This window comes from Streptomyces sp. TRM49041, from assembly GCF_008271805.1.
Taxonomy (GTDB): Bacteria; Actinomycetota; Actinomycetes; order Streptomycetales; family Streptomycetaceae; genus Streptomyces.
The window spans coordinates 70,562-95,126 of the sequence record NZ_VSRY01000171.1; the positions used below are offsets into that span (position 1 = coordinate 70,562).

Below are 24,565 nucleotides of genomic sequence, written 5' to 3' on the forward strand. Positions count from 1 at the left end.
GAGTGCCCGAAGGGTCAGGGCGTGGTGGTGGAGACGACGTAGACGCGGGGAGCGGCCGGGTCGGTGAGGTCGACGGTGATGTCCCGGGTGGGCCGGGGCCGCTCCCGGTGTTGGGTGGTGCCGGACCAGTCGTGGTCGGGCCGGAACGCCCAGCCGACGACGTCGGCGTCGCGCCCGCTGACGGTGATCTCGCCTGCCCCCAGCTCGGATCGGCTGGTGCCGGCCTTCTCCAGGAAGACGTCCAGGCCGGCTCCCGTGGTGGTGAACTGGACGTAGAGCCTGCTGGACTTCCAGTTGCTCGTCTCGAAGTAGGCGACGTCCCGGGATCTCGCGGGGATCGGCACCTCGAAGACGCGGCGCTTCATCTTGGAGGGCCAGCTGTCCTGGAGGCCGGTCACGGAGGACTCGGCCTCCTTGTCGCGGCCGCTGGAGCGGCTCTGCTCGGCGGAGATCGCCAGATAGCCGGCGGGGATGCCGATGAGCAGGACGATCACGAGGGCGGTGAACCAGCGGCGGCGGACGGTCTCGCGGCGGGTCTCGCCGGAGGGCGCCTCGGGGGTGCCGGTGGTCGTCGAGCTGGTCGGGGTCGTCGGGGTCGTAGGGGTCGTCGGGCTCTCGGGCGGGTCTGTGAGGGTCATGACTCGGGTTCCTGGGTGGTGCTCCGGCTGCGGGCACGTGTGGTGCGGCCGGCGCCGCCGTTCCGGAACGCCTGCGCGTAGCGCTCGTACCGTTCGTAGCGCTCGACGCGACGGCGGTTGGCGCGGCGGAAGCGGCGGGCGACCAGCCGGGCGAGGTCGGCCGCCCCGACCATACCGGCCTCGGGGCCGAGCTGGGCCTTGGCGATGCGGGCTTCGGGGCGGTAGCCGCGGCCGGTGAGGTGGCGGCGGAAGGCGTCCCGGGCGGGGCCGATGAGCAGGTCGTCGGCGGCGCTGACGCCACCGCCGATCACAAAGCAGGACGGGTCGAGGGCGGCGGCCAGGTTGGCGATGCCGACACCGAGCCACTGGCCGATGTCCTGGAGGAGTTCGACGCACATGGCGTCGCCCTCGCGGGCCAGCTCGGTGATGAGGGGGCCGGTGATGTCGGGGATGTTCCCCTTGACACGTTCTATGATGTTGTACGCCACCGGGGAGTCGGCGGCGGCGAGTTCCCGGGCCTCGCGGACGAGTGCGTTGCCGGAGCTGTACTGCTCCCAGCAGCCGCGGTTGCCGCACGGGCAGCGGTGGCCCCCGGGCACGACCTGCATATGGCCGAACTCGCCGGCGACGCCGTACTTGCCGCGTTTGACGCGGCCGTCCTCCAGGATGGCGCCGCCGATACCGGTGCCGAGGGTGATCATGACGAGGTGGTCCTCGCCGCGTCCCGCCCCGAACCGCCACTCGGCCCAGGCGGCGGTGTTGGCGTCGTTGTCGACCATGACGGGAACGGCGAGCCGGCCCTGGAGGGAGTCGCGCAGCGGCTCGTTGCGCCAGGCGAGGTGCGGGGCGAACAGGACGCGGCTGCGGTCGGCGTCGACCCAGCCGGCGGCGCCGATGCCGACGGCGTGGACGTCATGCCGGTCGGACAGGTCGAGGACGAGTTCGACGATGGTGTCCTCGACGACCTTGGGGCTCTTCGACTTGTCCGGGGTCTCGGCGCGGACCTTCTCCAGGATGACGCCGTCGGCGTCGACCACGCCTGCCATCACCTTCGTACCGCCGATGTCGATACCGACGGTGGGGACACGCGGCGCGGTGAGGTGGGAGCGGCGTTCGCGGCTGCCGATGGTGCGCAGGGCGGTGCCGCGTTCCGGGACGCGGTGGGTGTCGCGGTGCGTACTCACGGGTCCTGTCGTCCCTGCGGGTCGGTGGGCCGGCCGTGGTGCGGGGCCGGCGGCGGACGGTGCCCGCCGCTCCCGATTCTGCCAGGCGCGGGTACGCGTTCCAGTTCGTGTCGGAGCGCCTCCAGGTCGCTGCCGCCCGCCATCTGGCGGGTCAGTTCGTCCAGAGTGACGGAGTCCTTGGTGTGGCTGCCCGCCATGGCGCCGCGTTTCAGGAGGACGAAGCGGTCGCCGACGAGATAGGCGTGGTGGGGGTTGTGGGTGATGAGAACCACGCCGAGGCCGGCGTCACGGGCGGCGGCCACGTACTTGAGGACGACGCCGGACTGTTTGACACCGAGGGCGGCGGTGGGCTCGTCGAGGACGATGACCTTGGCGCCGAAGTGGATGGCGCGCGCGATGGCGACACACTGCCGTTCGCCGCCGGAGAGGGTGCCGATGGGCTGGTCGACGTCGCGCAGGTCGATGCCCATGCGGAGCAGCTCGGCACGGGTGGTCTCGCGCATGCGGGCGACATCGAGGCGCTTGAAGGGGCCGGTGCCGGTGATGGGTTCCGAGCCGAGGAAGAAGTTCCGCCACACGGGCATGAGGGGGACGACGGCGAGGTCCTGGTAGACGGTGGCGATGCCGAGGTCCAGGGCTTCGCGCGGGGAGGAGAGGGTGGTCTCCTCGCCGTCGATACGGAGGGTTCCGGCGTCGTGGCCGTGCAGCCCGGCGATGATCTTGATGAGGGTGGACTTGCCGGCGCCGTTGTCGCCGAGTACGCAGGTGATCTCGCCGGCGTGGACCTGGAGGGAGACGTCCTCCAGGGCGCGGACGGTGCCGTAGTACTTGCTGACGCCGTCGAGTTCCACGAGCGGCGAGGTCGTCCCGGTCGTCATGCGGTGGCCTCCGCGCGCTTGCGGACCCAGGCGTTGAGCAGGGTCGCGAGAAGGAGCATCGCTCCGAGGAAGAACTTGAACCAGTCGGGGTTCCACTCGGCGTAGACGATGCCCTTGCCGGTCATGCCGAAGATGAACGCGCCGACGGCGGCGCCGATGGCGGAGCCGTAGCCGCCGGTGATCAGGCAGCCGCCGATGACGGCCGCGATGATGTAGATCAGCTCGTTGCCGACGCCTTCGCCGGACTGGACGACGTCGAAGGAGAACAGCAGGTGCTGGCCGGAGACCCAGGCCGCGAAGCCGACGCCCGTATAGAGGAGGATCTTCGTACGGCGGACGGGGACGCCGACGGCGCGGGCGGCCTCGGCGTTGCCGCCGACCGCGAAGATCCAGTTGCCGAAGCGGGTGCGGAGCAGGATCCAGGTGGCGACGGCGACGAGGCCGAACCACCACAGAACGGTGACCTTGAGGGTGGCGCCGCCCACGGTGGCCTCGGAGGCGAAGAGGGCGCGGGCGGACGCGAAGCCCTCCATGTCGGCGATCGTCTTGGTGGAGACGGTGCCGCTGATGAGTTTGGTGAAGCCGAGATTGAGGCCGGTCAGCATCAGGAACGTGCCGAGCGTGATGATGAAGCTGGGCAGCCGGGTGCGGGTGAGCATGAAGCCGTTGAAGACGCCGATGGCCAGCGTGACCAGCAGGGAGACGGCGACACCTACCCAGACGTTGGCGGTCGCCTGGTAGCTGAACATCGACGAGACCAGCGCGGACGTGGTCACGAGGACGCCCGCCGACAGGTCGAACTCGCCGCCGATCATGAGCAGGGCGACGGGTACGGCCATGATGCCGATGGTCGACGCGGCGTAGAGCACGGTGCCGAAGCTGGCGGCGCGCAGGAAGCCGTCGGCCACGAGGGCGAAGAAGACGAAGACTGCGAGGGCGCCGACGACCGAGCCGAGTTCGGGCCGGGTGAGCAGCTTCTTGAGGGGCGAGGCGGGGAGCAGCCGCTCGTCGTGGGCGGGACCCTGCTGCACGGGCGGGGCGGTCGCGGTCACCGGGTGCCCCGCTCCGTGTACGCGGCCAGGGCGGCCGCGTCCTTCTGGGAGATGATCTGCGGGCCGGTGAGGACGGGACGGCCGCCGCCCAGCACGTCGGCGTTGTAGCGGTAGAGCCAGAGCAGGTCGACGGCCTCGTAGCCCTGGAGGTAGGGCTGCTGGTCGACGGCGAAGCCGAGGGTGCCGTTCCGGAGCCCGGCGGCGACCTTGGCGTTGAGGTCGAAGGTGTCGATCTCGGCACGGGAGCCGGCGGTGCGCCTGGCCCGGGCGGCCGCGTCGGCGAACGGCGCGCCGAGGGTGACGACGGCGTCGATGGCCGGGTCGCTCTGCAGCTTGGCCTCGATGGACGCCTGGACGTCGGGCATGTTGGTGCCGTCGACGTACAGGTTCTGGAGGTCGCCGTCGAAGGTCTCGCGGACACCGGCGCAGCGCTGCTCGTGGCCGACGTTGCCCTGTTCGTGGAGGACGCAGAGGGCCTTCTCGCGGCCGCGCCGGTCGAGCTCGTCGCCGACGGCCTGGCCGGCGACGGTCTCGTCCTGGCCGATGTGGGTGAGGGCGCCGTACGCCTTGGACTGCTCGGAGCCGGAGTTCACGGTGACGACGGGGATGCCCGCGGCGACGGCGCGCGCGACGGCCGCCTTGAGCGCGTCGGGCTTGGCGAGGGTGACGATCAGTCCGTCGACCCTCTTGTCGACGTACGAGTCGACGAGCTGCGCCTGCTGCTGGCCCTCGTCACTGTGCGCGTAGAGGAAGTTGATGTTGTCCTTGGCGGCGGCCTGGCGGGCGCCCTTCTGGACGATGTCCCAGAAGGTGTCGCCGTCGCCCGAGTGGGTGACCATGGCGATGGTCCAGCGGGGTGTGCCGACGTTCGCACGGCCCTCCGCGGCCGCCGCGGCGGCCTTGCGGGCGTCCTCGGCGCGCTTGCCGCCGGTGGCACTGCAGGCCGTCAGGGTCACTCCCAGCGCCGCCGCCAGCACGGCGGCGACCGCACGTGCTCCTGTCCGAACCCTTGCCACGACGCCGTACCTCTTCGCTGCTCGCTGTGCTGTCTGCTCCGTCCGGGCTGGGCGTTTCGTCCCGTCCCGACCGCCAAGTATCGGTCATGGGACCTGGCCGGGTGGTCACCGGGGGCGCGGCGGCGGAACCTCTACGGGCGGACGAGGAGCTGGAACTCGAAGGCGTAGCGCGAGGAGCGGTAGATGTGGGAGCCGAACTCGACAGGGCGGCCGGTGTCGTCGAACGTGGTGCGCTCCATGGTCAGCACCGGCGCGCCCGCGGCCTCCCCGAGGAGCTCGGCCTCCGCCGCGGTGGCGGCGCGGGCGCCGATGGACTGGCGGGCGCTGTGCAGGGTGATGCCCGCGGCGCGCATGAGGCGGTAGAGGCCGGTGGACTCCAGCCGGTCCGCGTCGGCGTCGATCAGCCCGGGCGGCAGGTGGTTGCGGAGGCGCGCCATGGGCTCGCCGTGGGCACTGCGCAGCCGCTCCACGTACAGCACGTCGCTGCCCTCGGGCACGCCGAGCGCGGCGGCGACCTCGGCGCTCGCCGGTTCGACACGGTGGTCGAGGAGTCGGGTGGCCGGGCGCTGTCCGGCCGCCTCCAGATCGTCGTAGAGGCTGCTGAGCTCCAGAGGGCGCCTGACCTGGCTGTGCACGACCTGGGTGCCGACGCCGCGGCGCCGGACGAGCAGGCCCTTCTCGACGAGCGCCTGGATGGCCTGGCGGACGGTGGGGCGGGACAGGCCCAGCCGGTTCGCCAGCTCGATCTCGTTGCCGAGCAGGCTGCCGGGGGTGAGCGCGCCGTTCTCGATGGCCGCCTCCAGCTGCTGGGAGAGCTGGAAGTAGAGCGGGACGGGGCTGGTGCGGTCGACGCCGAGCGGCAGCTCTACGACGGAACCGGTCTCTTCGCGGGTCTGCTTGGGCACGGGGCGAGCGTATCCGCATCAAAATGATGACGGGAAGTTGTGAAGTCAGATTGTCAGGACAAATGCTTGACATAGGGGCCTGACCATGCCCCACTTTGGGACATGCGTATCGGAATCATTGGAACCGGGCGAATTGGCACTTTCCATGCGAAGGTGCTCAGTCGCCACGCGCATGTGGGCGGCCTCGTCGTCACCGACGTGGACGCCGAGCGGGCGGCGCTGGTCGCGCGGGCCATCGGGGCGACGGCGGCGCCGACCGCCGACGAGGTCTTCGCGTGGGGCGTGGACGCCGTGGTGATCGCCTCGGCCACGTCCGCCCACGCCGAGCTCCTCACCCGCGCCGCGCGCGCCGGGCTGCCCGCCTTCTGCGAGAAGCCCGTCGCCGCCGACCTGCCCGGTACGCTGCGCGCCCTGAGCGAGGTCGCGGCCGCCGGGACCCTCCTCCAGCTCGGCTTCATGCGCCGGTTCGACGCCGGGTACCGGGCGGCCCGGGACGCGGTGCGCGCCGGGCGGCTCGGCCGGCTGCACACCGTACGGGCCGTCACCTCCGACCCGGCGCCGCCGCCCGCCGCCTATCTGCCGCTCTCGGGCGGCCTCTACCGCGACTGCCTGGTCCATGACTTCGACATGGTGCGCTGGGTCACCGGCCGCGAGGTCGTGGACGTGTACGCGACCGGGTCGGACGCGGGCGCGGTGATGTTCCGGGAGGCGGACGACGTCGACACGGCCGCCGTGCTGCTCACCCTCGACGACGGCACCCTCGCCACGGCGACGGCGACCCGTTACAACGGCGCCGGGTACGACGTACGGATGGAGCTCGCGGGAGAACTGGACCAGCTCGCCGTGGGCCTGGACGACCGCACCCCGATCACCTCGACCGAACCGCTCGGCCCTCCGGCCGCGAGCCGCCCGTGGACGGGGTTCCTGGAGCGGTTCGCCCCGGCGTACGAGGCGGAGCTGGACGCCTTCGTACGGTTGGTGCTGGGCGAGCGGGACAACCCCTGCGACGGGCGGCAGGCCCTGGAGGCGCTGCGGATCGCCGAGGCGTGCGAGCTGTCGCGCCGGCAGCGCCGCCCGGTACGGCTCGACGAGATCCCCGGGCTCGCTACGGCGTCCTGAGCGGGCGGCCCTCAGCGGGCGGCCCGTCAGCCGTCCGACGGTCCTTCCCGCTGCGCCGCGGACAGTACGGTGCCCTGCGCGACCGCGCACAGGTTCTCCGCGCCGCCCTCCTGGTCACGGGTCAGCAGGTCGCAGCGGACGACGGCCTGGCGGCGGCCCGCGTGGACGACCGAGGCGCGGGCGACGAGGGTCCGCCCGACGCCCGGGCGAACGTACTGGACGGAGAACCCGGCGGTCAGCACCGCCGGGCCGAGCACGGTGCCCGCGGCGAAGGTGATCGCGTTGTCGGCGGCGTACGAGATGACACCGCCGTGGAGGAAGCCGTTCTGCTGGTGCAGTTCCGGGCGGACGTCCACCTCCAGGACCGCCTCGCCGTCGGCGAAGGCGGTGACGCGGGCGCCGACGAGCCGGCTGAAGGGCTGGCTGTCGAGGACCTTCCGGGCGAGGTCGAGGGCGTGATCGGCCATGGCGTCACCCTATGCGCCGCCCCCGGCGTCCAGAAGGCCCGCGTCGTGCACCAACAGGGCGATCTGCACACGGTTGTCGAGACCGAGCTTCGCGAGGACGCGGGAGACGTGGGCCTTCACCGTGGGGACGCTCAGGTAGGGCGTCGCGGCGATCTCCGCGTTGGAGCGGCCCCGGCCGACGGCGAGGGCGCGCCTTGCACCTGCACGCACCGGACCCCGCTCACCAGCAGGACAAGGGCACCCGGCTCGGATGTCGGCATGATCCGCCGGACACTCCCTAGCCCCGGCCCTCGTCCGGGAGGCCGAACGTGCCGAACCGGGCCCTGCCCGTCGGGCGGTACGTCTGGATGGTGGCCCCGGCCTTCGTGGTGCGGTGGCCGGTCAGTTCGAAGGCGGTCGGGGTGCCGCCGTCGGGGAACAGCCTGCGGCCCTTGCCGAGGAAGACGGGGAAGACGAGCAGGTGGTACTCGTCGACCAGGCCGTGGGTGATGAGGCTCTGCGCGAGCCGGCCGCTGCCGTGGACCTGGATCTCGCGGCCCGGCCCCTCCTTGAGCCGGGTGACCTCCTCCACGAGGTCGCCGGTCACGAGGTGGGAGTTGTGCCACTCCGCCTTGCCCAGGGTGCGGGACACGACGTGTTTCGGCAGGTTGTTGAGGCGGCTCGCGACGGGGTCGTCCGGGTCGGTGACCTGCGGCCAGTACGAGGCGAAGATCTCGTACGTACGGCGGCCGAGCAGGAAGGCGTCGACCCGCCCGAAGACCTCGGTCATGAACCGGCCCATGTCCTCGTCCGCGAACGGGACGAGCCAGCCGCCGTACTCGAAGCCGTCGCTGCGGTCCTCGTCGCGGCCGCCCGGCGCCTGCATGACGCCGTCGAGGGAGAGGAAGGTGGTGAGGGTGAGCTGAGCCATGGCACGCGCCTTTCGTCGGGTCCGTCACAAGCTCAGACCCTCCTGAGTCACGGAACTCATCGGTGGGCGGCGACACAGCTGCCGTGTCCCACCGGCGGAGCAGTGGGCGGGCGGGGCGTACCGGTGCTGTCGGGCCGGTGTGCCCCGCCCGCCGTACGGGCAGGTGCCGTCGCTGCCCGGGCCGGGGGTGTGGGTCAGCCGCCCAGTTCCTGGTGACGGGTGGTGAGACGCTTTGCGCCCTCCTCCGTCAGGGAGCCGAAGAGGCGGAGCCGGGAGATGCCGCCGTCGGGGTAGATGTCGATCCGGACGTGGGTGCCCACGGCCGGGGTCGGCAGTACGAAGCGGTGGCTGGTGTCGGGCTGGAGCCGGGTCCGGGGCAGGAACTCGGTCCACCCGCCGTTCTCGCCGTCACATACGGAGAGGGCGGCCCAGCCCGCGCTGTTGCCCTTCAGGTAGGCGGTGTCGATCTCGACGGCGCGGATCTCGGCCTGCTCGGTGAGCCGGTAGCGGATCCAGTCGTTGCCCTTGTCGCGGCGGCGGCGGGTCTCCCAGCCGTCGTCCATCTTGCGGGAGCGTCCGGGCTGGATGGTGTTGGTGGCCGGCGAGTAGAAGCGGTCGGAGGCGTCCTCGACGCTGCCGCCGTTCTCCAGGGCGGCGACGTCGAAGGTGCCGAGCACACCGAGCCATGCCGGGTCGGGGGCCACCTCGCCGTACACGCGGAGGCGGGCGATGCCGCCGTCGGGGTGCTGGTTGACGCGCAGGTGTGTGAAGCGCCGCTCCATGTCGATGGAGAAACCATTCGCCGCGTGCCCGCCGATCGCGGTGCGCGGGACGAGGGTGGTCCACTCGACGTCCGGGCCGAGGAGCTCCTCGGGCGACGGGGAACCGGGTACCGAGGCGCCCTCGATGGAGACGGCCTGCGGGTAGTTGCCGCGGAAGTGGGCGGTGTCGACGACGATGCCGCGTACGACTCCGGGCGCGCCGAGCCGTACCAGCGCCCAGTCGTGGTCGTCGTGCGCGGGGTGCGGCTGCCCGGCGGAGACGCCACGCCGCCGCCGGGTCTCCCACCCGTCCATGACCTTGCCCTTGTGGCCGAAGTGCTCGGGGTCGAACTCGGCGGGCTCGGGCTTGAGGAGGTTCTCGCGCTCGGCGAAGAACTCGTCGTTGGCGGCGACGACGCCCGCGCCGAGGCGCCGGTCGGCGAGGTCGGCGAGGCCGGTGAAGGGGAAGTCGGCTGTGCGGTAGTCGGCGTACGGGTCGCCGCCGCCGTACGGGCGGGCGTCTCCGGTGAAGCAGGGTATGCCGGTGGAGTCGGTACCGGTGTCGGTCACGGAGTTCACTTGTTCCTTTCGAGCAGTAGCCCGTTGGGCGACGGGGGTTCCCCCTGCTCGAACGCAGTGGAGAGCTCGGGGGAGGGCCGGCCGCGGTCGGCGATGCGTACGCCGCGCAGCCAGGTGGAGGTGACGACGCCGTACAGGGTGCGGCCCGCGTAGGCGGTGACCCGGTTGCGGTGGTGCAGCCGCGCCGGGTCGACGGTGAAGGTCCGGTCGGGGGCGAGGACGGCGAAGTCGGCGTCGCGACCCGCCTCGATGGCTCCCTTGCGCTCCAGGCCCGCGAGGGCGGCGGGGGCGGTGGACATCCAGCGGGCGACGTCGTCGAGGGTGTGGCCGCGACGGCGGGCCTCGGTCCAGATGGCGGGCAGGCCGAGCTGGAGGGAGGAGATACCGCCCCAGGCGGTGGAGAAGTCGGGGGTCTTGAGTTCGGCGGTGCACGGCGAGTGGTCGGAGACGACGCAGTCGATGGTGCCGTCGGCGAGGCCGGCCCAGAGCGCGTCCTGGTTGGCGGCCTCCCGGATGGGCGGGCAGCACTTGAACTCGGTGGCGCCGTCGGGCACTTCCTCGGCGGTGAGGGTGAGGAAGTGCGGACAGGTCTCGACGGTGACGCGTACGCCCTCGCGCCGGGCCTCGGCGATGAGCGGCAGCGCGTCGCTGGAGGAGAGGTGCAGGACATGGACGCGGGCGTCGAGGCGGCGGGCCTGCTCCACGAGGTTCGCGATCGCGGTGTTCTCGGCGTCGCGGGGCCGCGAGGCGAGGAAGTCGGCGTACTTCGCGGAGCTCTTCCGCGGGGCGGCGTCGAGGTGGTGCGGGTCCTCGGCGTGCACGATCATCAGCCCGCCGAAGCCGGCGATCTCGGCGAGGGAGGCGGCGAGCTGTTCCTGGTCCAGCTGCGGGAACTCGTCGACGCCGGACGGCGACAGGAAGCACTTGAAGCCGAAGACACCGGCGTCGTGCAGCGGCCGCAGGTCCTTGACGTTGTCCGGGAGCGCGCCGCCCCAGAAGCCGACGTCGATGTGCGCCTTGGGGCGGGCGACGTCCTGCTTGACCCGCAGGTTCTCCACCGTGGTGGTCGGCGGCAGCGAGTTGAGGGGCATGTCGAGCAGGGTGGTGATGCCGCCGGCGGCCGCGGCGCGGGTGGCGGTCCAGAAGCCCTCCCACTCGGTGCGGCCGGGGTCGTTCACATGGACGTGCGTGTCGACCAGGCCGGGGAGTACGACGTCGTCGCCGACGTCCTCCAGCCGGGCCCCGGCGGGTACCCCGGCGTCGTACGGCAGGACGGCGGCGATGGCGCCGTCGGCCACGGCGACGGCTGCGGCGCGCATGCCTTCGGGGGTGACGACGCGGGTCGAGCGCAGCACCAGTTTCACATCCACAATCTCCCCATTCCCGGTATTTCCGTCATTCCCATCCATTTCGGCCAGCTTCAACGAACTGTTGAAGGAGTCTTCACCCGCCTGTCGCATGACGTCAAGGGCGGCCCGGGCCGGCCGGTCGCACTTGGCAGTTTCCACAGAGTGGAAATACAATTTCGCAGAGAAGAACGTAGCTCCGCACAGAGGAGGGGCTGACGGCCGCCCGCGCACCACCGCGGACACACGGACAAACACGACCTGACCGGCAGGAATGCCCGGGCACTGGCCATGTGCCGACCGGGAGGGCCCGGTAGGCTGCTGCCTTGTCCATCCGCCTCGAAAGGACCGTTGACGTGCCGACGTCCAACGCCAGCACCACCGACGCCGCCGCCAAGCCCGCCGCCGGGACCGGTGGCGTCCAGTCCCTTGAGCGTGCCTTCGACCTTCTGGAGCGGATGGCCGACGCCGGGGGCGAGGTCGGGCTCAGCGAGCTCTCCTCCAGCAGCGGGCTGCCGCTGCCCACCATCCACCGGCTGATGCGCACGCTCGTCGCCTGCGGGTACGTCCGCCAGCAGGCCAACCGCCGCTACGCCCTGGGGCCCCGGCTGATCCGCCTCGGCGAGTCCGCGTCCCGCCTGCTCGGCACCTGGGCGCGGCCGTACCTGGCACGCCTCGTCGAGGAGACCGGCGAGACCGCGAACATGGCGCTGCTCGACGGGGACGAGATCGTGTACGTCGCGCAGGTGCCGTCCAAGCACTCGATGCGGATGTTCACCGAGGTGGGGCGGCGGGTGCTGCCGCACTCGACGGGCGTCGGCAAGGCGCTGCTCGCCCACACTCCGCCGGAGGAGGTGCGGGCGCTCCTGGCCCGTACCGGGATGCCCGCCGCGACGGAGAAGACCATCACCACGCCTGAGGGATTTCTCGACGCGCTGCGACAGGTGCGGGCGACGGGATACGCCGTCGACGACAACGAGCAGGAGATAGGGGTCCGCTGTCTCGCCGTGTCGGTGCCCGACTCGCCCACCCCGGCGGCGATCTCCATCTCCGGCCCCGCGGGACGCGTCACGGAGGCGGCGACGGACAAGATCGTCCCCATCCTGCAGGGCGTCGCCCGAGAACTGTCCACGGTTCTGACCAGCACGTCCGCGCCGCAGAGCTAGGCGGTGGGGCCCAGGCCCCCACCGCGGTCCCACCCCACCGCACCCCACCGCACCCCACCGGGCCCCACCGGGCCCCACCGCACCTGACCGCGCCCCACCGGCGGGGTGGACACCACTCGCCGTCGGGGCCGCGCGGGGTCGGCCCCCGCAGGTGGTCAGACCTGTACTGCGGTCGTCGTCAAGTGGCCGTCCCTGACCGTGACCACGTGGTTGGCGTGGTGGAGGTGGGCCGGGTCGTGGGTGACCAGGAGGGTTGCCACTCCCCGGGTGCGGGTCAGGTCGGAGAGGAGCTCCAGCACCGCCGCCCCCCGCTCGTGGTCCAGCGCGCTGGTCGGCTCGTCGACCAGGAGAAGTGCCGGGTCGTTCATCAGAGCGCGGGCGATGTTGATCCGCTGGCGCTGACCGCCGGACAACTGGTGCGGGCGCCGCCCGGACTGGTCGGCCAGCCCCACGGCGTCCAGCAGGTCCAGTGCCCGTCGGCGTACGTCCCCGCGCCGCCCCGACAGGTGGGCCATGACCTCGACCTGCTCGGCCGCGGTCAGGGACGGCAGCAGGTTCGGCTGCTGGAAGACGATCCCTACACGAGCGCGCCGCAGCGCGGCCTTGCCCGCCCGGTCGAGCACCCCCGTGTCCGTCCCGTCCACGACCACCCGCCCCCGGTCCGGCGTCACCAGCGTCGCGGCGACCGCCAGGAGGCTGGACTTGCCGGAGCCGGACGGGCCGACCACGGCGACCAGTTCGCCCCCGGCCACCTCCAGCCCGACCGCGTCCAGCGCGGTCAGCCGGCCGTCGCCGTCCGGGTACGTGAGCGTCACATCGTCCAGAAGCAGGGTCATCGGGCGCTCCCCAGCGCGGTGAGAGGGTCGACGGCGGTGATCCGCCGGATGGACAGCGCCGCGCCCAGCACACCGAGCGCGATCATCACGGCGGCGGGGCCCAGCACGGTCAGCGGCTCCAGCACGAACGGCACGTCACCGCCGCTGACGAGGACGCCCACCCCCGCGGCGAGCCCGGTCCCGAGCAGCGTCCCGGCGCCCAGCATCACCACGGCCTGGCCGAGCGCGTCCCGCAGGAGATACGCCGTCGAGGCGCCGAGGGCCTTCAGCACGGCCACGTCACCGCTCCGCTGGATGGTCCACACGGTGAAGAACGCCCCGGTGACCAGCGCCGAGATCACGAACAGGAACCCGCGCATCAGCTGCAGGGACCCGTTCTCCGCCTGGTAGGACCCTATGGCGGTGAGCGCCCCTTCGATCGTCCGGCTCTCGGTCGCCGCCGCGCGGTCGCCCGCCGCGTAGTCGACATCGCCGGAGCCGCGCAGCGCGACGACGGTCGCCTGTCTCACCTGCCCGCCTGCTTCCGCCCGGCCGAGCCCCTGCCAGTCGTCGAGGGTCGTCCACACCACCGGCGTATGGCTGTACGAGGCGTCGCCCGCGACCGCCGCGACGGTGACCTGCCGGCTCGCGCCGAGGCGTACGGCGTCGCCGGGCCCTACGCCCAGCTCCTCGGCCGCCGACCGGGACAGGACCGCCCGACCGGTGGCCGGCCGGGCGCTGCCGGGCGCGATCCGCGCGGTCGGATCGGTGCCGAACACGGAGACCGCGGCGGCCCGCTCCCCGGCGGCCGCGTTGAGGGTGCTGATCCCGACGGGCTCGGCGGAGGTCACCCCCGGCCGCGCCGCCCACACCCGCCACGCGCGTTCCGGCACCGCCGAGGCGGTGAACGACACCTCCCGGCCGGACGGCGGCGCCGCGAAGGCCAGCCGGTCGGCGGGCAGCCCGGTGATCGCCGAGATGTTCTCCCGCGCGAGGCCGGCCGTCAGCCCGGACAGCAGTCCCACGAGCAGTGTGATCAGTACGATCACCGTGCCCATCAGCGCGAACCGCCCTTTGGCGAATCGCAGATCTCTCCATGCCACGAACATGGTCACCAGCCTGGCGGCGGCCCCCGGGCGCGGGCATCGCGCCACGGATGGGCACGGCATCAAACTTTCGGTTGAGGGCGCACCCACCCGGGCCGCCTACGCTGGACGGGTCATGGACCCACGCTCCCTCACCCCCGCCCTGCGCGCCCTGCGCCTGTGCCTGCATCTGCTGATGGCGGGCCTGCTGACGCTGGCGGCGGTACGGGCGGTGGCGGTCGGCGACGCTCCGCGCGCGGTGGCGGTGACGGTGGCGGCGGTCGTGATGGGCGCGGTGTACGCGACGGGCTCCGCGCTGCGTTCCGTACGCGCTTCGCAGACGGCTGCGACGGTCTGGCTCGGCGCCTTGTGCGCGGCGTGGCTGGTGCTGCTGGTGCTGACGCCGGACGGGCTGTGGGCGGCGTTCCCGCTGTACTTCCTCCAGCTGCACCTCCTCCCCGCGCGGCGCGCCCTGCCGGCCGTCGCCGTGACGGCGGGCGCCGCGATCCTGGCGTACGTGGGCCATGGGGCGCCGCTCAACCCGGGCGTGTTCGTCGGGCCGCTGCTGGGCGCGGGGGTGGCGGTGGCGACCGTACTGGGCTACCAGGCGCTGTACCGGGAGAACGAGCGCCGCCGCCGGCTGATCGAGGAACTGGTGTCGACCCGCGCGGAGCTGGCCGCCGCCGAGCGCCACGCGGGCACCCTGGCCGAGCGGGAGCGCCTCGCCCGCGAGATCCACGACACCCTGGCCCAGGGCCTCTCCTCGATTCAGCTGCTGCTGCGCGCGGCGGAGCGCGCCCTGCCCGCCGGCTCCCCCGCCGCACCCCACATCGACCGGGCCCGCCGGGCCGCCCAGGACAACCTGGCGGAAGCCCGCCGCTTCGTACACGCGCTGACGCCGCCGGACCTGGAACAGGGGTCGCTGGTGGCAGCCCTGCGTCGCCTGTGCGAGCCGGGGACGGGGGCAGGACCGGCCGCCGACCGTACCGGCGCCGGGGTCACGGCCGCCGGTACCGTCGCGGGCACCCATGAAGGCACTGCCCGCGTCGCGCACGGGACCGGCCACTATGGCGGCCCGGAAGGGAACCCCGCGGCCGCCGGCGAGCCCACCCCCGGAGTCCCGCCCAGGAACCGTCCCAGTACCGCCCGCGCAGACCACACAGCCGTCCACCCGCCCGCCCCTGGCGGCGACGACGGCGCGGGGGAAGAGACGACGGGCGTTGTCGGCGGCGCACCCGGGGCCCGCGCCGACGGGGCCCGCGCCGGCGCCGCGGCCGCCACCAGCGCCGCCACCGCCACCTCCACCTCCACCGACGGACACGGCCCCCGTCTGCGGTTCTCGGTCACCGGAACGCCCGTCGCGCTGCCGACGCCGTACGAGGTGGCGCTGTTGCGGATCGCGCAGTCGGCGCTCGCCAACACGGTGCGGCACGCGGCGGCCGAGCAGGCGCGGGTCACGCTGACCTTCATGGACTCCTCCGTCACGCTCGACGTGGTCGACGACGGCAGGGGCTTCGACCCCGCGGTGTGCGTGCCGTCGGCGGACGGCGGGTTCGGGCTGCCGGCGATGCGGGCGCGGGCCGAGTCGCTGGGCGGCACCTTCGCTGTGGAGTCGGCGCGGGGCCAGGGCACGGCCGTGGCCGTCACCCTCCCCCTCCCCCTGCCCCTCATATCGGGAGACCAGGAATGACGATCCGTCTGCTGCTCGCCGACGACCACCCCGTCGTACGGGCGGGCCTGCGCGCCGTCCTGGACACCGAGCCGGACTTCACGGTGGTGGCCGAGGCCGCGACGGCGGAGGCGGCCGTGGAGCGGGCGGCGGCGGGCGGGGTGGACGTGGTCCTGATGGACCTGCAGTTCGGGCCCGGGGGCATGCACGGCTCGGCGGCCACGGCCGCGATCACCACGCGCGGCGGGGAGGCACCGAGGGTGCTGGTGCTCACGACATACGACACGGACGCGGACATCCTGGCGGCGGTGGAGGCGGGCGCGAGCGGCTATCTGCTGAAGGACGCGCCGCCGGAGGAGCTGGCGGCGGCGGTACGCACGGCCGCGGCGGGCCGGTCCGCGCTCGCCCCGGCGGTCGCGCACCGCCTGATGCACCGGATGCGCACCCCTGCGGAGACGCTGACGAGGCGTGAGCTGGAGGTGCTGGAGCTGGTCGGCGAGGGACTCTCGAACCAGCAGATCAGCAAGCGGCTCTTCCTGAGCCAGGCCACGGTGAAGTCGCACCTGGTCCACGTCTTCGCGAAGCTGGACGTCGAGTCCCGCACGGCCGCGGTGGCCGAGGCCCGGACACGCGGTCTCCTCCGGCGCTAGCCGCCCGCCCGGGCCGGTTTCGTTCCGGCTTCACGGGCAGCGGCGAGCGCCCACCGGCTGGACGACGCTCTGGAGGACTCCGGCGCCGTCCAAGGTGCCGCTGCTCGTCATGAGGGGCGGGGAGAACCGGACCGGGGCGGGTCGCCGAACTGGTCGATCGCGGACCGCACGTCGGTCAGCGCGGCGGCCAGCGCGCTGACCGAACCGATCGCGCCCGCGATCAGCAGCAGCGACCGCCGGAGCCGGTGCGGCTCCGGCGGCAGGCCACCCAGGGCCATGGCGGCGAGCACGGCGAGCTCGTCCTCGGCGATGCCTCGGTCGGTCAGCTCGCCCCGTAACGCCGCGAGCTCACGCCGGAGCCGGGAGACGGCGGTACTCAGCCGCGCGACTCTCGGATCGGCGTCGCTCGTCACGGTCGGTCAGCTCGACTGCTCGACGTCCATCGCGCTGCGCCACACGGTCACGTCGAGGCTGATGTAGTCACTCGGGTCGGACTGCGGCGAGAAGCCGAGCACGGTCAGGAGCGCGACGTCACCGGCGCCGTTCTGCAGACAGATCCGGGAGCCCTTGGTCATCTGCGAGTCCCGGATGGAGGTGGTGTACCGGGTCTCGTTCATGCAGCTCTCCAGCGTGCCCTGCTGCCCGTTGCGCAGGAGGACGAGGCGGCCGCCGCTGCTCGACACGGAGATGCCGGAGACGCCGTAGCGGATGTCGCCGCCGTCGTCCTTGGGCTTCACCGGGTCGTCGGCGAGGGAGAGTTCGTACCCCTCGGTGAGGTCGATGCCCTTGTAATCGACGGGCTGCGGCGGTGTGGCGGGCCCGCCGTCGGGGGTGCCGCTCTCCGATGGCGTACCGCCGCCCGCACCCGCGTCGGCGCCCGTGCCGGTTCCTTCGCCGTCGCCGGTGGGGTCGGCGCCCGTACCGGTGTCGGCGGACGGGGTGCCGGAGGCGCTGGGGGCGGCCCCGTCGTCGCCCTGGGACTGGTTGGTGCGGTCGTCCTTCTCCTTGAGGAGGGTGTACGCGGTGACGCCGCCCGCGACGGCGAAGGCGACGATCGCGGCGAGCGCGATGAGGCCGGCGCGGGACTTCCGCTTCGGCGCGGGCGCGGGCGTCGGCACCGGGGCGGGCGTCGCGGGGCCGGTGGGCGCGTAGGGCGTGGCGGCGCCGACGACCGGGTGCGTGTACGGGTGCTGCGCGGGCGCCTGGGGCTGGCCGAGGCCCATGGTGGGCGGCGGGCCGAAGCCCTGCGGCGCCGGGGAGGGTGCGGCGTGGGCGGTGGCCGGGTGCGTCGGCACCGCACCGCCAGCGGGAGCCTGACCGGGAACGCCCCCGGGCGTCGGGCCGGCGGCGAGTGGCTGCGGCGGCGTGGCCGGGGCCGTGGCGGCGGGCGGTGTGGCCGGCGGCGGGGTGGTGGACGCGGCCGGGGCGGGGGCGGCGGCGCGGGTGGTGATGTCCGCGGCGACGGCGCCCGGCAGCCACTCGTCGGGGCGGCGCAGCGCCGTCTGGTCACTCGCGTTCTGACACATCGACAGAACGTCGGCGACGGAGGGCCGCTCGTCCGGCTCCTTCGCCAGGCAGCGCGAGACCAGCTCCCGCAGCTCTTCGGGGAGTCCGTCCAGCGAGGGCTCCTCGTGCACGATCCGGTACAGGACGCCGTGCGACGTGCCCTCGCCGAACGCGGGGCTGCCCACGGCGGCGTACGCGGCGACCTGGCCGAGCGCGAAGATGTCCGTCGCGGGGGTGACCGTGGAGCCGGCGGCCTGCTCGGGCGCCATGAACGACGGCGTGCCGATGGTGACACCGCTGCTGGTGAGCGAGGTCGCGTCGGCGGCCCGGGCGATGCCGAAGTCGATGACGCGCGGGCCGTCGGAGGCGAGGAGCACGTTGCCGGGCTTGAGGTCGCGATGGACGATGCCCGCGCCGTGGATGACCTGGAGGGCCTCGGCGATGCCGGCGACGAGCAGAAGCACGGTGTCGACCGGCATGGGCCCGTGCTTCTGAACGGCGTCGGCGAGGGAGGGCCCGGGGACGTAAGCGGTGGCGAGCCACGGTTCGCGGGCGTCGGTGTCCGCGTCGATGACGGGCGCGGTGTAGAGGCCCTGGACGCGCTGCGCGGACTGGACCTCCTGGGCGAAGCGGCGCCGGAACTCGGCGTCCTGGGCGAAGTCGGGCCGGATCACCTTGATGGCGACGGGGCGGCCCCCGGGCGTGTACGACAGATAGACCTTGCCCATACCGCCGGCGCCGAGGCGCGCGGCGAGCCGGTATCCGGCTACGGAACGCGGGTCGTCCTCCTCCAGCGGCTGGAAGACAGTTCCCCCATGGTGCGGACCACCACTCATCAATCCATGTCTCCTGAAAGGAATTCACGCGCGCACAGTGCGTACGTCGATGGCACTTCCGTGCCGGACCCGCACCCTATCCAAGGGGGGTGCTTCCGCTCCACGCGTGAGCGTGTGCGGTATGCACTCCCCATGGAAGGCACGAGTACGGAAGACACCGCGACCAGCACCGAAACCGACACCGACCCCGGAAGCGGCGGCGGAACCGGGACGGCCCCGCCCCTGATCGCCGGTCTGCTGCTCGCGGCCGGCGGCGGGCGCCGGCTCGGCGGGCGCCCGAAGGCGCTCCTGGAGCACCGGGGAAGGCCGCTGGTGGAGCACGGGGTGGCCGCGCTGCGGGCGGGCGGCTGCGGGGTGGTCCACGTGGTACTGGGCGCCGCGGCGGAGACCGTACGGGAGCGGGCGGCGCTGGAGGGGTGCGTACTGGTCGACAACCCGGAGTGGGAGCGGGGCATGGGGTCGTCGCTGCGCGCCGGGCTGGCGTCCCTGGCGGGCGGCGGGGCGGACGCGGCTCTGGTGGCGCTGGTGGACCAGCCGGGGATCGGCGCGGCGGCGATGGCGCGGGTGTCGGGGGCGTACCGCGGGCGCGGGTCGCTGGTCTCGGCGTCGTACGACGGGAAGCGTGGGCATCCGGTGCTGCTGGGCGCCGACCGGTGGGTGGAGGTGGCGGCGAGCGCGGAGGGCGACCGGGGGGCGCGGGCCTATCTGCGGGCGCACGAGGCGGAGATCACCCTGGTGCCCTGTTCGGACGTGGCGGAGCCGTACGACATCGACACGGCGGCGGATCTGGCGCACCTTGAGGGGACGGGGTGAACGCCGTGTGCACGGCGCGGCACCGAGCGCCACGTTGTGTCGACCCAAAGAATCTCGACATCAACAAACCATTGAACTTCCACCATGAGGAAACTACTATCCACTGCTCAGAAGCGTTAGTACGTCCGAAGGCGCCCGCGACCGCATCCCTGGCTCACGCGGCACTCAGTGCCATCCGTGTGGGCCCGGCGGCCGCACCCCACCACCGCCATCGCAAGCCCGCTGAAGGAAGTGACAGCTCATGTCCGCACCAGCGCCGTCTCCGCTGGCCATCGTCGAAGCCGAGCCCCTGCCCCGGCAGGAGGAGGTGCTCACCGACGCCGCCCTGGCCTTCGTGGCGGAGCTGCACCGGCGGTTCACCCCGCGGCGTGACGAGCTCCTCGCCCGCCGCGCCGAGCGCCGCGCCGAGATCGCCCGTACCAGCACGCTCGACTTCCTCCCGGAGACCGCACAGATCCGGGAGGACGACAGCTGGCGGGTCGCCCCGGCACCGGCCGCGCTCGACGACCGCCGTGTGGAGATCACCGGTCCGACCGACCGCAAGATGACCGTCAACGCGCTCAACTCGGGCGCGAGGGTCTGGCTCGCGGACTTCGAGGACGCGTCCGCCCCCACATGGGAGAACGTGGTCCTCGGCCAGCTCAACCTGATCGACGCGTACGAGCGGAAGATCGACTTCACCGACGGGCGCACCGGCAAGTCGTACGCACTGCGCCCGAACGACGAACTGGCCACGGTCGTCATGCGCCCGCGCGGCTGGCACCTGGAGGAGCGCCATCTGCGCCTCGACGGCCGCCCGGTGCCCGGCGCCCTGGTCGACTTCGGCCTCTACTTCTTCCACAACGCCAAGCGCCTCATCGCCCTGGGCAAGGGCCCGTACTTCTACCTCCCGAAGACGGAGTCGCACCTGGAGGCCCGTCTCTGGAACGACATCTTCGTCTTCGCCCAGGACTACGTCGGCATCCCGCAGGGCACGGTCCGCGCCACGGTCCTCATCGAGACGATCACGGCGGCGTACGAGATGGAGGAGATCCTCTACGAACTCCGCGACCACGCCTCCGGACTCAACGCGGGCCGCTGGGACTACCTCTTCTCCATCGTCAAGAACTTCCGTGACGGCGGGCAGAAGTTCGTCCTCCCGGACCGCAACGCGGTCACGATGACGGCCCCGTTCATGCGCGCGTACACGGAACTGCTGGTCCGCACCTGCCACAAGCGCGGCGCGCACGCGATCGGCGGCATGGCGGCGTTCATCCCGTCCCGGCGGGACGCCGAGGTCAACAAGGTCGCCTTCGAGAAGGTCAAGGCCGACAAGGACCGCGAGGCGGCGGACGGCTTCGACGGCTCCTGGGTCGCCCACCCCGACCTCGTCCCGATCGCGATGGCGAGCTTCGACGCGGTGCTGGGCGCCAGGCCGAACCAGAAGGACCGCCTCCGCGAGGACGTCGACGTCAAGGCCGCCGAGCTGATCGCCATCGACTCGCTGACCGCCAAGCCGACCTACGAGGGCCTGGTCAACGCCGTCCAGGTCGGCATCCGCTACATCGAGGCATGGCTCCGCGGCCTCGGCGCGGTGGCCATCTTCAACCTCATGGAGGACGCCGCCACCGCCGAGATCTCCCGCTCCCAGATCTGGCAGTGGATCAACGCAGGCGTCGTCTTCGAGAACGGCGAGCGCGCCACCCCGGAGCTGGCCCGCGAGGTCGCCGCCGAGGAACTGGCCGCGATCCGCACGGAACTCGGTGAGGACGCCTTCGCGGCCGGCAGGTGGCAGCAGGCCCACGACCTGCTGCTGAAGGTTGCCCTGGACGAGGACTACGCGGACTTCCTCACCCTTCCGGCCTACGAGCAGCTGCCCGGCTGACCACACACAGCCGGCAGTCCCTCCCCGGGCCCGCCGCCCCCTGGTGCCGCACGGCGCCAGGGGGCGGCGGCGTTCAGGGGCGGCGTTCAGGGGCGGCGTTCAGGGGCGGCGTTCAGGGGCAGGTGGGTACGGGGTTGGTCTCGCTGTAGATGTCGTTGTCGTTCATGTGGCCCCAGGCGCCGTTGTCCGCCTGGGTGAACAGCCAGCGCGTGGGGTGCGGGCCACCGTGGTTCGGGCCGAACTCGTACTTGCACGTGAACCACGACGGGTTCGAGTGCATATGGCCCACGATCGTCCTGTAGTCGCTCGCGGAGTACACGGGCGCGCCGGCGACGTTGTAGCACCAGTAGGTGTGGCTGCCCGACTTGCGCCAGCAGGGACTGGCCTGTTCGGCCGCGCTCGCGCTGCCGCCGGTGGCCAGGGCGGCGGCCGTCATGGTGAGGGCGCCGAGCGTGGCGGCGAGGGCCTTGCGTGTGCGGGACATGGACGTCCTTCCCCGAATCCGGTGTGCCGTTGTCCGGCCTGTTCGCGTCATCCTGTGGGACGGGCCGCGACCGCCCTCCGTATGAGGGGGCGCGATGAGTTCTCCGGCGCTGCGGGGTCTGTACTCGTATGGAGACACCTGTCGAGATCGTCGACCTCACGCCCCCCGCCCGCCGCGTCGCCGAGCTGGTTCGGCGCATCGAGGACCGGCAGCTCGCTCTGCCCACGCCCTGTCCCGACTACGCGGTACGGGAGCTGCTCGCCCATATCGGCGGGCTCGCCCTGGTGTTCCGGGACGCGGCGCGCAAGGACCTCGGGCCTACCACCGACACCGACCCCGGGGCCTCGCCGCCGGTGCTGGAGGAGGGGTGGCGTACGACGGTGCCCCGTCGGCTCGGCGAGCTGGCCGAGGCGTGGCGGGAGCCCGGGGCGTGGGAGGGCATGACGCGTGCGGGCGGCATCGAGCTGCCGGGGCCGGTGGCCGGGGTGATCGCGTTCAACGAGGTGCAGATCCACGGCTGGGACCTGGCACGGGCGACCGGTCAGGCGTACGAGCCCGGCCGGGAGGAGCTGGTGGTGTCCTACGGCCTGCTGGCGCCCACCGCGGACGGGTGCGGGAGCGAGGGGCTGTTCGGGCCGCCCGTGCCCGTACCGGACGAGGCACCGCTGCTCGACCGGGTCGTCGGACTGAGCGGGCGACAGCCGGGGTGGCGGGCGGCGGCCGCCGGGTAGGCCACCGCGCGCAGCCGTCCGGCCGCGTGGCATGCTGCCGGGCATGGCTCACCGTCCCCGCCCCAGCCTGTACATCTCCGTCGACATCGAGGCCGACGGGCCCATCCCCGGGCCCTACTCGATGCTGAGTCTCGGCGCCGCCGTCGCCGGGCGGCAGGACGCCGACGGGTACACTCCGGCCGACCCGGAGGCCGCCACCTTCTACCGTGAACTGCGGCCGATCGGCGACGACTTCGTGCCCGAGGCGCTCGCCGTGAGCGGCCTCGACCGGGCGCGGCTGGCGGACGAGGGTGCCGAACCCGCCGTCGCGATGCGGGAGTTCGGCGCCTGGGTCCGGGACGTGAGCCAGGGCGCCCAGCCGGTGATGTGCGGGTACCCCGCGTCGTACGACTGGATGTTCCTCTACTGGTACCTGATGCGGTTCACGGGCGAGAGCCCGTTCGGGCACTCCGGGTGCCTCGACATGAAGACGCTCTACGCGACCAAGTCGCGCCTTCCGCTCAGGGCCGTCGCCAAGCGGACCATGCCGGCCGGGCTGCTGTCCCGGCGGCGGCACACGCATCACGCCCTCGACGACGCGATCGAGCAGGCCGAGCTCTTCAGCAATCTGATGGCGTGGCCCGGGGCCGGGGTCTGAATCCCCGCCCCCCGGGCCACGACGCCACTCGTCAGTGTGGTGCGGAGGCCGCCTCGGCCGCCGTCCTCGCCTCGGAGATCCCGTCGCCCGGCTCCATCGGGGCCGTCACGTCGTCGGACTCTCGGCGGCCGTCGGCACCGATGTGGTTGAAGACCAGGTTCAGGAGGACCGCGGCGACGCAGCCCGTCGAGATGCCGGAGTCCAGGATGATCTTCGCGGTCTCCGGGAAGGCGTGGTAGAAGTCCGGCGCCGTGATCGGGATGATCCCGACGGCCAGCGACACCGCGACGATCAGGACGTTGTTGTCCTTCTCCAGGCCCGCCCTGACGAGCGTCTGGATACCGCTGGCGGCGACCGAGCCGAAGAGGACGACGCCCGCGCCGCCCAGCACCGGGCGCGGGACGACCGCGATGAGCGACGCGGCGACCGGGCACAGGCCCATCAGCAGGAGAAAGCCGCCCCCTGCCGCCACCACGAAGCGGCTGCGGATCCGTGTCATCGCGACCAGGCCGATGTTCTGGGCGAAGGCGCTGCACATGAAGCCGTTGAAGAGCGGGCTCAGGGCGGATCCCAGGGTGTCGGCGCGCAGACCGGCCGCGATGGTCTTCTCGTCCGCCGGCTTCTCGACGATCTCGCCGAGCGCCAGCATGTCGGCGGTCGACTCGGTCATCGAGACCAGCATGACCACGCACATGGAGATGATCGCGGCCACCGCGAACTGCGGGGCGCCGAAGTGGAACGGGGTCGGGAAGCCGACGAGGGACGCCTCGGCCACCGGGCCGAAGTCCGTGACACCGAACGGTATGGCGATGAGCGTGCCCAGGACCAGGCCGATGAGGACCGCGATCTGCTTCACGAAGCCGCGCGTGAAACGGCGCAGCAGGAGGACGACGGCCAGGGTCACCGCCGCGAGGGTGAGGTACGTCGTCGAGCCGTAGTCGTCCGCTCCCGGGTTCGGGCCCTGGGCCCAGCCGAAGGCCACGGGCAGGAGCGACACACCGATGAGGGTGATGACCGTGCCGGTGACGACCGGCGGGAAGAAGCGGACCAGTCTGCTGAACCACGGGGCCGCCAGGAAGCCCAGCGCGCCCGCCACGATGATCGCGCCGAAGATGACGGGCAGCGCGTCCGCCTTGTCGTCGGTCGTGTCGACGATGGCGAGCATGGGCGCGACACCGGCGAAGGTGACGCCGTTGACGAACGGCAGCCGGGCGCCGATCGTCCAGATGCCGAGGGTCTGGAGAAAGGTGGCGAGGCCGGCGGTGAAGAGGCTGGCGCCGGTGAGGAAGGTGAGTTCGGTGGCGGAGAGACCGACGGCGGCGCCGACGATCAGCGGCGGGGCGACCACACCCGCGTACATGGCGGCCACGTGCTGGAGGCCGCTGGTGAGCATCTTCAGAGGCGGGAGTGTCTCGTCGACCGGATGTTTCCGGTCGGCGGGTTCGGCAGGTTCG

Annotated in this window: 24 protein-coding genes and 1 pseudogene; 8 read left to right on the forward strand and 17 right to left on the reverse strand. The window is 72.7% G+C overall.

The features are described 5' to 3' along the window. Window positions 1-14: 14 nt before the first annotated feature. The 6 genes from FVS66_RS31490 to FVS66_RS31515 form a co-directional block, all read right to left on the reverse strand. A complete protein-coding gene (locus FVS66_RS31490; protein ID WP_262387312.1) occupies window positions 15-638 on the reverse strand; it encodes a hypothetical protein in 624 nt (207 codons plus the stop codon). Continuing rightward, window positions 635-1,822: an ROK family glucokinase gene (locus tag FVS66_RS31495; protein ID WP_149184666.1), complete on the reverse strand. Its 1,188-nt coding sequence runs from the start codon at window positions 1,820-1,822 to the stop codon at window positions 635-637. The genes FVS66_RS31490 and FVS66_RS31495 overlap by 4 nt, the downstream gene beginning before the upstream one ends. Next, window positions 1,819-2,700 (reverse strand): ATP-binding cassette domain-containing protein, encoded by an 882-nt coding sequence (locus tag FVS66_RS31500; protein ID WP_149184667.1) that lies wholly within the window; start codon window positions 2,698-2,700, stop codon window positions 1,819-1,821. The genes FVS66_RS31495 and FVS66_RS31500 overlap by 4 nt, the downstream gene beginning before the upstream one ends. Then, the gene (locus FVS66_RS31505; protein WP_149184668.1) at window positions 2,697-3,752 is read right to left on the reverse strand and encodes an ABC transporter permease; all 1,056 of its coding nucleotides are present in this window, start codon (window positions 3,750-3,752) and stop codon (window positions 2,697-2,699) included. Before FVS66_RS31505 ends, FVS66_RS31500 begins: the two co-directional genes overlap by 4 nt. Continuing rightward, window positions 3,749-4,768, reverse strand: coding sequence for a substrate-binding domain-containing protein (locus FVS66_RS31510; RefSeq protein WP_149184669.1), 1,020 nt, complete (start codon window positions 4,766-4,768; stop codon window positions 3,749-3,751). The genes FVS66_RS31505 and FVS66_RS31510 overlap by 4 nt, the downstream gene beginning before the upstream one ends. Window positions 4,769-4,899: 131 nt before the next feature. Then, window positions 4,900-5,673, reverse strand: coding sequence for a GntR family transcriptional regulator (locus tag FVS66_RS31515; RefSeq protein ID WP_187645779.1), 774 nt, complete (start codon window positions 5,671-5,673; stop codon window positions 4,900-4,902). 102 nt (window positions 5,674-5,775) lie between these two features. Here FVS66_RS31515 and FVS66_RS31520 point away from each other — a divergent pair, with 102 nt between their 5' ends. Continuing rightward, window positions 5,776-6,792 carry a Gfo/Idh/MocA family oxidoreductase gene (locus FVS66_RS31520; RefSeq protein ID WP_149184670.1) on the forward strand — a complete coding sequence of 339 codons (1,017 nt, stop codon included), beginning with the start codon at window positions 5,776-5,778 and terminating at the stop codon, window positions 6,790-6,792. A gap of 26 nt (window positions 6,793-6,818) precedes the next feature. On the opposite strand, the gene FVS66_RS31525 is transcribed toward FVS66_RS31520, so the two are convergent. The 5 genes and pseudogenes from FVS66_RS31525 to allB all read right to left on the reverse strand — a co-directional run bounded on the left by FVS66_RS31525 (window position 6,819) and on the right by allB (window position 10,918). Further along, window positions 6,819-7,259, reverse strand: coding sequence for a PaaI family thioesterase (locus FVS66_RS31525; protein ID WP_149184671.1), 441 nt, complete (start codon window positions 7,257-7,259; stop codon window positions 6,819-6,821). A 9-nt stretch (window positions 7,260-7,268) separates the two neighbouring features. Continuing rightward, window positions 7,269-7,448 (reverse strand): annotated as a pseudogene (locus FVS66_RS31530) (response regulator transcription factor); the annotation flags it as partial. 88 nt (window positions 7,449-7,536) lie between these two features. Beyond that, window positions 7,537-8,169: a dihydrofolate reductase family protein gene (locus FVS66_RS31535; protein ID WP_149184672.1), complete on the reverse strand. Its 633-nt coding sequence runs from the start codon at window positions 8,167-8,169 to the stop codon at window positions 7,537-7,539. A 194-nt stretch (window positions 8,170-8,363) separates the two neighbouring features. Beyond that, window positions 8,364-9,500 (reverse strand): allantoicase, encoded by a 1,137-nt coding sequence (gene alc / locus FVS66_RS31540; protein WP_149184673.1) that lies wholly within the window; start codon window positions 9,498-9,500, stop codon window positions 8,364-8,366. Between the two features lie 5 nt (window positions 9,501-9,505). Continuing rightward, window positions 9,506-10,918 (reverse strand): allantoinase AllB, encoded by a 1,413-nt coding sequence (gene allB / locus FVS66_RS31545; protein WP_149184674.1) that lies wholly within the window; start codon window positions 10,916-10,918, stop codon window positions 9,506-9,508. A 293-nt stretch (window positions 10,919-11,211) separates the two neighbouring features. On the opposite strand from allB, the gene FVS66_RS31550 reads away from it, so the two are divergent. Then, complete coding sequence (locus FVS66_RS31550; RefSeq protein ID WP_149184675.1) at window positions 11,212-12,021, forward strand: IclR family transcriptional regulator; 810 nt, start codon at window positions 11,212-11,214, stop codon at window positions 12,019-12,021. Window positions 12,022-12,176: 155 nt separating this feature from the next. Here FVS66_RS31550 and FVS66_RS31555 read toward each other — a convergent pair whose 3' ends face one another. Together FVS66_RS31555 and FVS66_RS31560 are read right to left on the reverse strand one after the other, a co-directional pair. Next, window positions 12,177-12,857 (reverse strand): ABC transporter ATP-binding protein, encoded by a 681-nt coding sequence (locus FVS66_RS31555; protein WP_149184676.1) that lies wholly within the window; start codon window positions 12,855-12,857, stop codon window positions 12,177-12,179. Further along, a complete protein-coding gene (locus FVS66_RS31560) occupies window positions 12,854-13,945 on the reverse strand; it encodes an ABC transporter permease (protein ID WP_149184677.1) in 1,092 nt (363 codons plus the stop codon). Before FVS66_RS31560 ends, FVS66_RS31555 begins: the two co-directional genes overlap by 4 nt. A 112-nt stretch (window positions 13,946-14,057) precedes the next feature. Between FVS66_RS31560 and FVS66_RS31565 the strand changes: the two genes are divergently transcribed. Both FVS66_RS31565 and FVS66_RS31570 read left to right on the forward strand, forming a co-directional pair. Beyond that, entirely contained in the window at window positions 14,058-15,611 is a 1,554-nt protein-coding gene (locus FVS66_RS31565; RefSeq protein WP_149184678.1) for a sensor histidine kinase, read from the forward strand. Beyond that, window positions 15,608-16,240: a response regulator transcription factor gene (locus FVS66_RS31570; RefSeq protein ID WP_149184679.1), complete on the forward strand. Its 633-nt coding sequence runs from the start codon at window positions 15,608-15,610 to the stop codon at window positions 16,238-16,240. Before FVS66_RS31565 ends, FVS66_RS31570 begins: the two co-directional genes overlap by 4 nt. A 107-nt stretch (window positions 16,241-16,347) precedes the next feature. On the opposite strand, the gene FVS66_RS31575 is transcribed toward FVS66_RS31570, so the two are convergent. Then, on the reverse strand, window positions 16,348-16,653 hold the full coding sequence (locus FVS66_RS31575; RefSeq protein ID WP_149184680.1) for a DUF5955 family protein: 306 nt from the start codon (window positions 16,651-16,653) through the stop codon (window positions 16,348-16,350). Between the two features lie 6 nt (window positions 16,654-16,659). After that, window positions 16,660-18,582, reverse strand: a complete 1,923-nt coding sequence (locus tag FVS66_RS31580) for a serine/threonine-protein kinase (protein WP_149184681.1) — start codon at window positions 18,580-18,582, stop codon at window positions 16,660-16,662. A gap of 132 nt (window positions 18,583-18,714) precedes the next feature. Here FVS66_RS31580 and FVS66_RS31585 point away from each other — a divergent pair, with 132 nt between their 5' ends. Then, the gene (locus FVS66_RS31585; protein ID WP_149184682.1) at window positions 18,715-19,395 is read left to right on the forward strand and encodes a nucleotidyltransferase family protein; all 681 of its coding nucleotides are present in this window, start codon (window positions 18,715-18,717) and stop codon (window positions 19,393-19,395) included. A 241-nt stretch (window positions 19,396-19,636) separates the two neighbouring features. Continuing rightward, complete coding sequence (gene aceB, locus FVS66_RS31590; RefSeq protein ID WP_149184683.1) at window positions 19,637-21,259, forward strand: malate synthase A; 1,623 nt, start codon at window positions 19,637-19,639, stop codon at window positions 21,257-21,259. Window positions 21,260-21,371: 112 nt separating this feature from the next. Here aceB and FVS66_RS31595 read toward each other — a convergent pair whose 3' ends face one another. Then, window positions 21,372-21,743 carry a hypothetical protein gene (locus tag FVS66_RS31595; RefSeq protein WP_149184684.1) on the reverse strand — a complete coding sequence of 124 codons (372 nt, stop codon included), beginning with the start codon at window positions 21,741-21,743 and terminating at the stop codon, window positions 21,372-21,374. A 128-nt stretch (window positions 21,744-21,871) separates the two neighbouring features. Here FVS66_RS31595 and FVS66_RS31600 point away from each other — a divergent pair, with 128 nt between their 5' ends. Beyond that, window positions 21,872-22,474, forward strand: a complete 603-nt coding sequence (locus FVS66_RS31600) for a TIGR03086 family metal-binding protein (protein WP_149184685.1) — start codon at window positions 21,872-21,874, stop codon at window positions 22,472-22,474. Window positions 22,475-22,517: 43 nt separating this feature from the next. After that, entirely contained in the window at window positions 22,518-23,111 is a 594-nt protein-coding gene (locus FVS66_RS31605) for a 3'-5' exoribonuclease domain-containing protein (RefSeq protein WP_149184686.1), read from the forward strand. A gap of 31 nt (window positions 23,112-23,142) precedes the next feature. On the opposite strand, the gene FVS66_RS31610 is transcribed toward FVS66_RS31605, so the two are convergent. After that, window positions 23,143-24,504: a nucleobase:cation symporter-2 family protein gene (locus tag FVS66_RS31610; protein WP_149184798.1), complete on the reverse strand. Its 1,362-nt coding sequence runs from the start codon at window positions 24,502-24,504 to the stop codon at window positions 23,143-23,145. Between the last annotated feature and the right edge of the window lie 61 nt (window positions 24,505-24,565).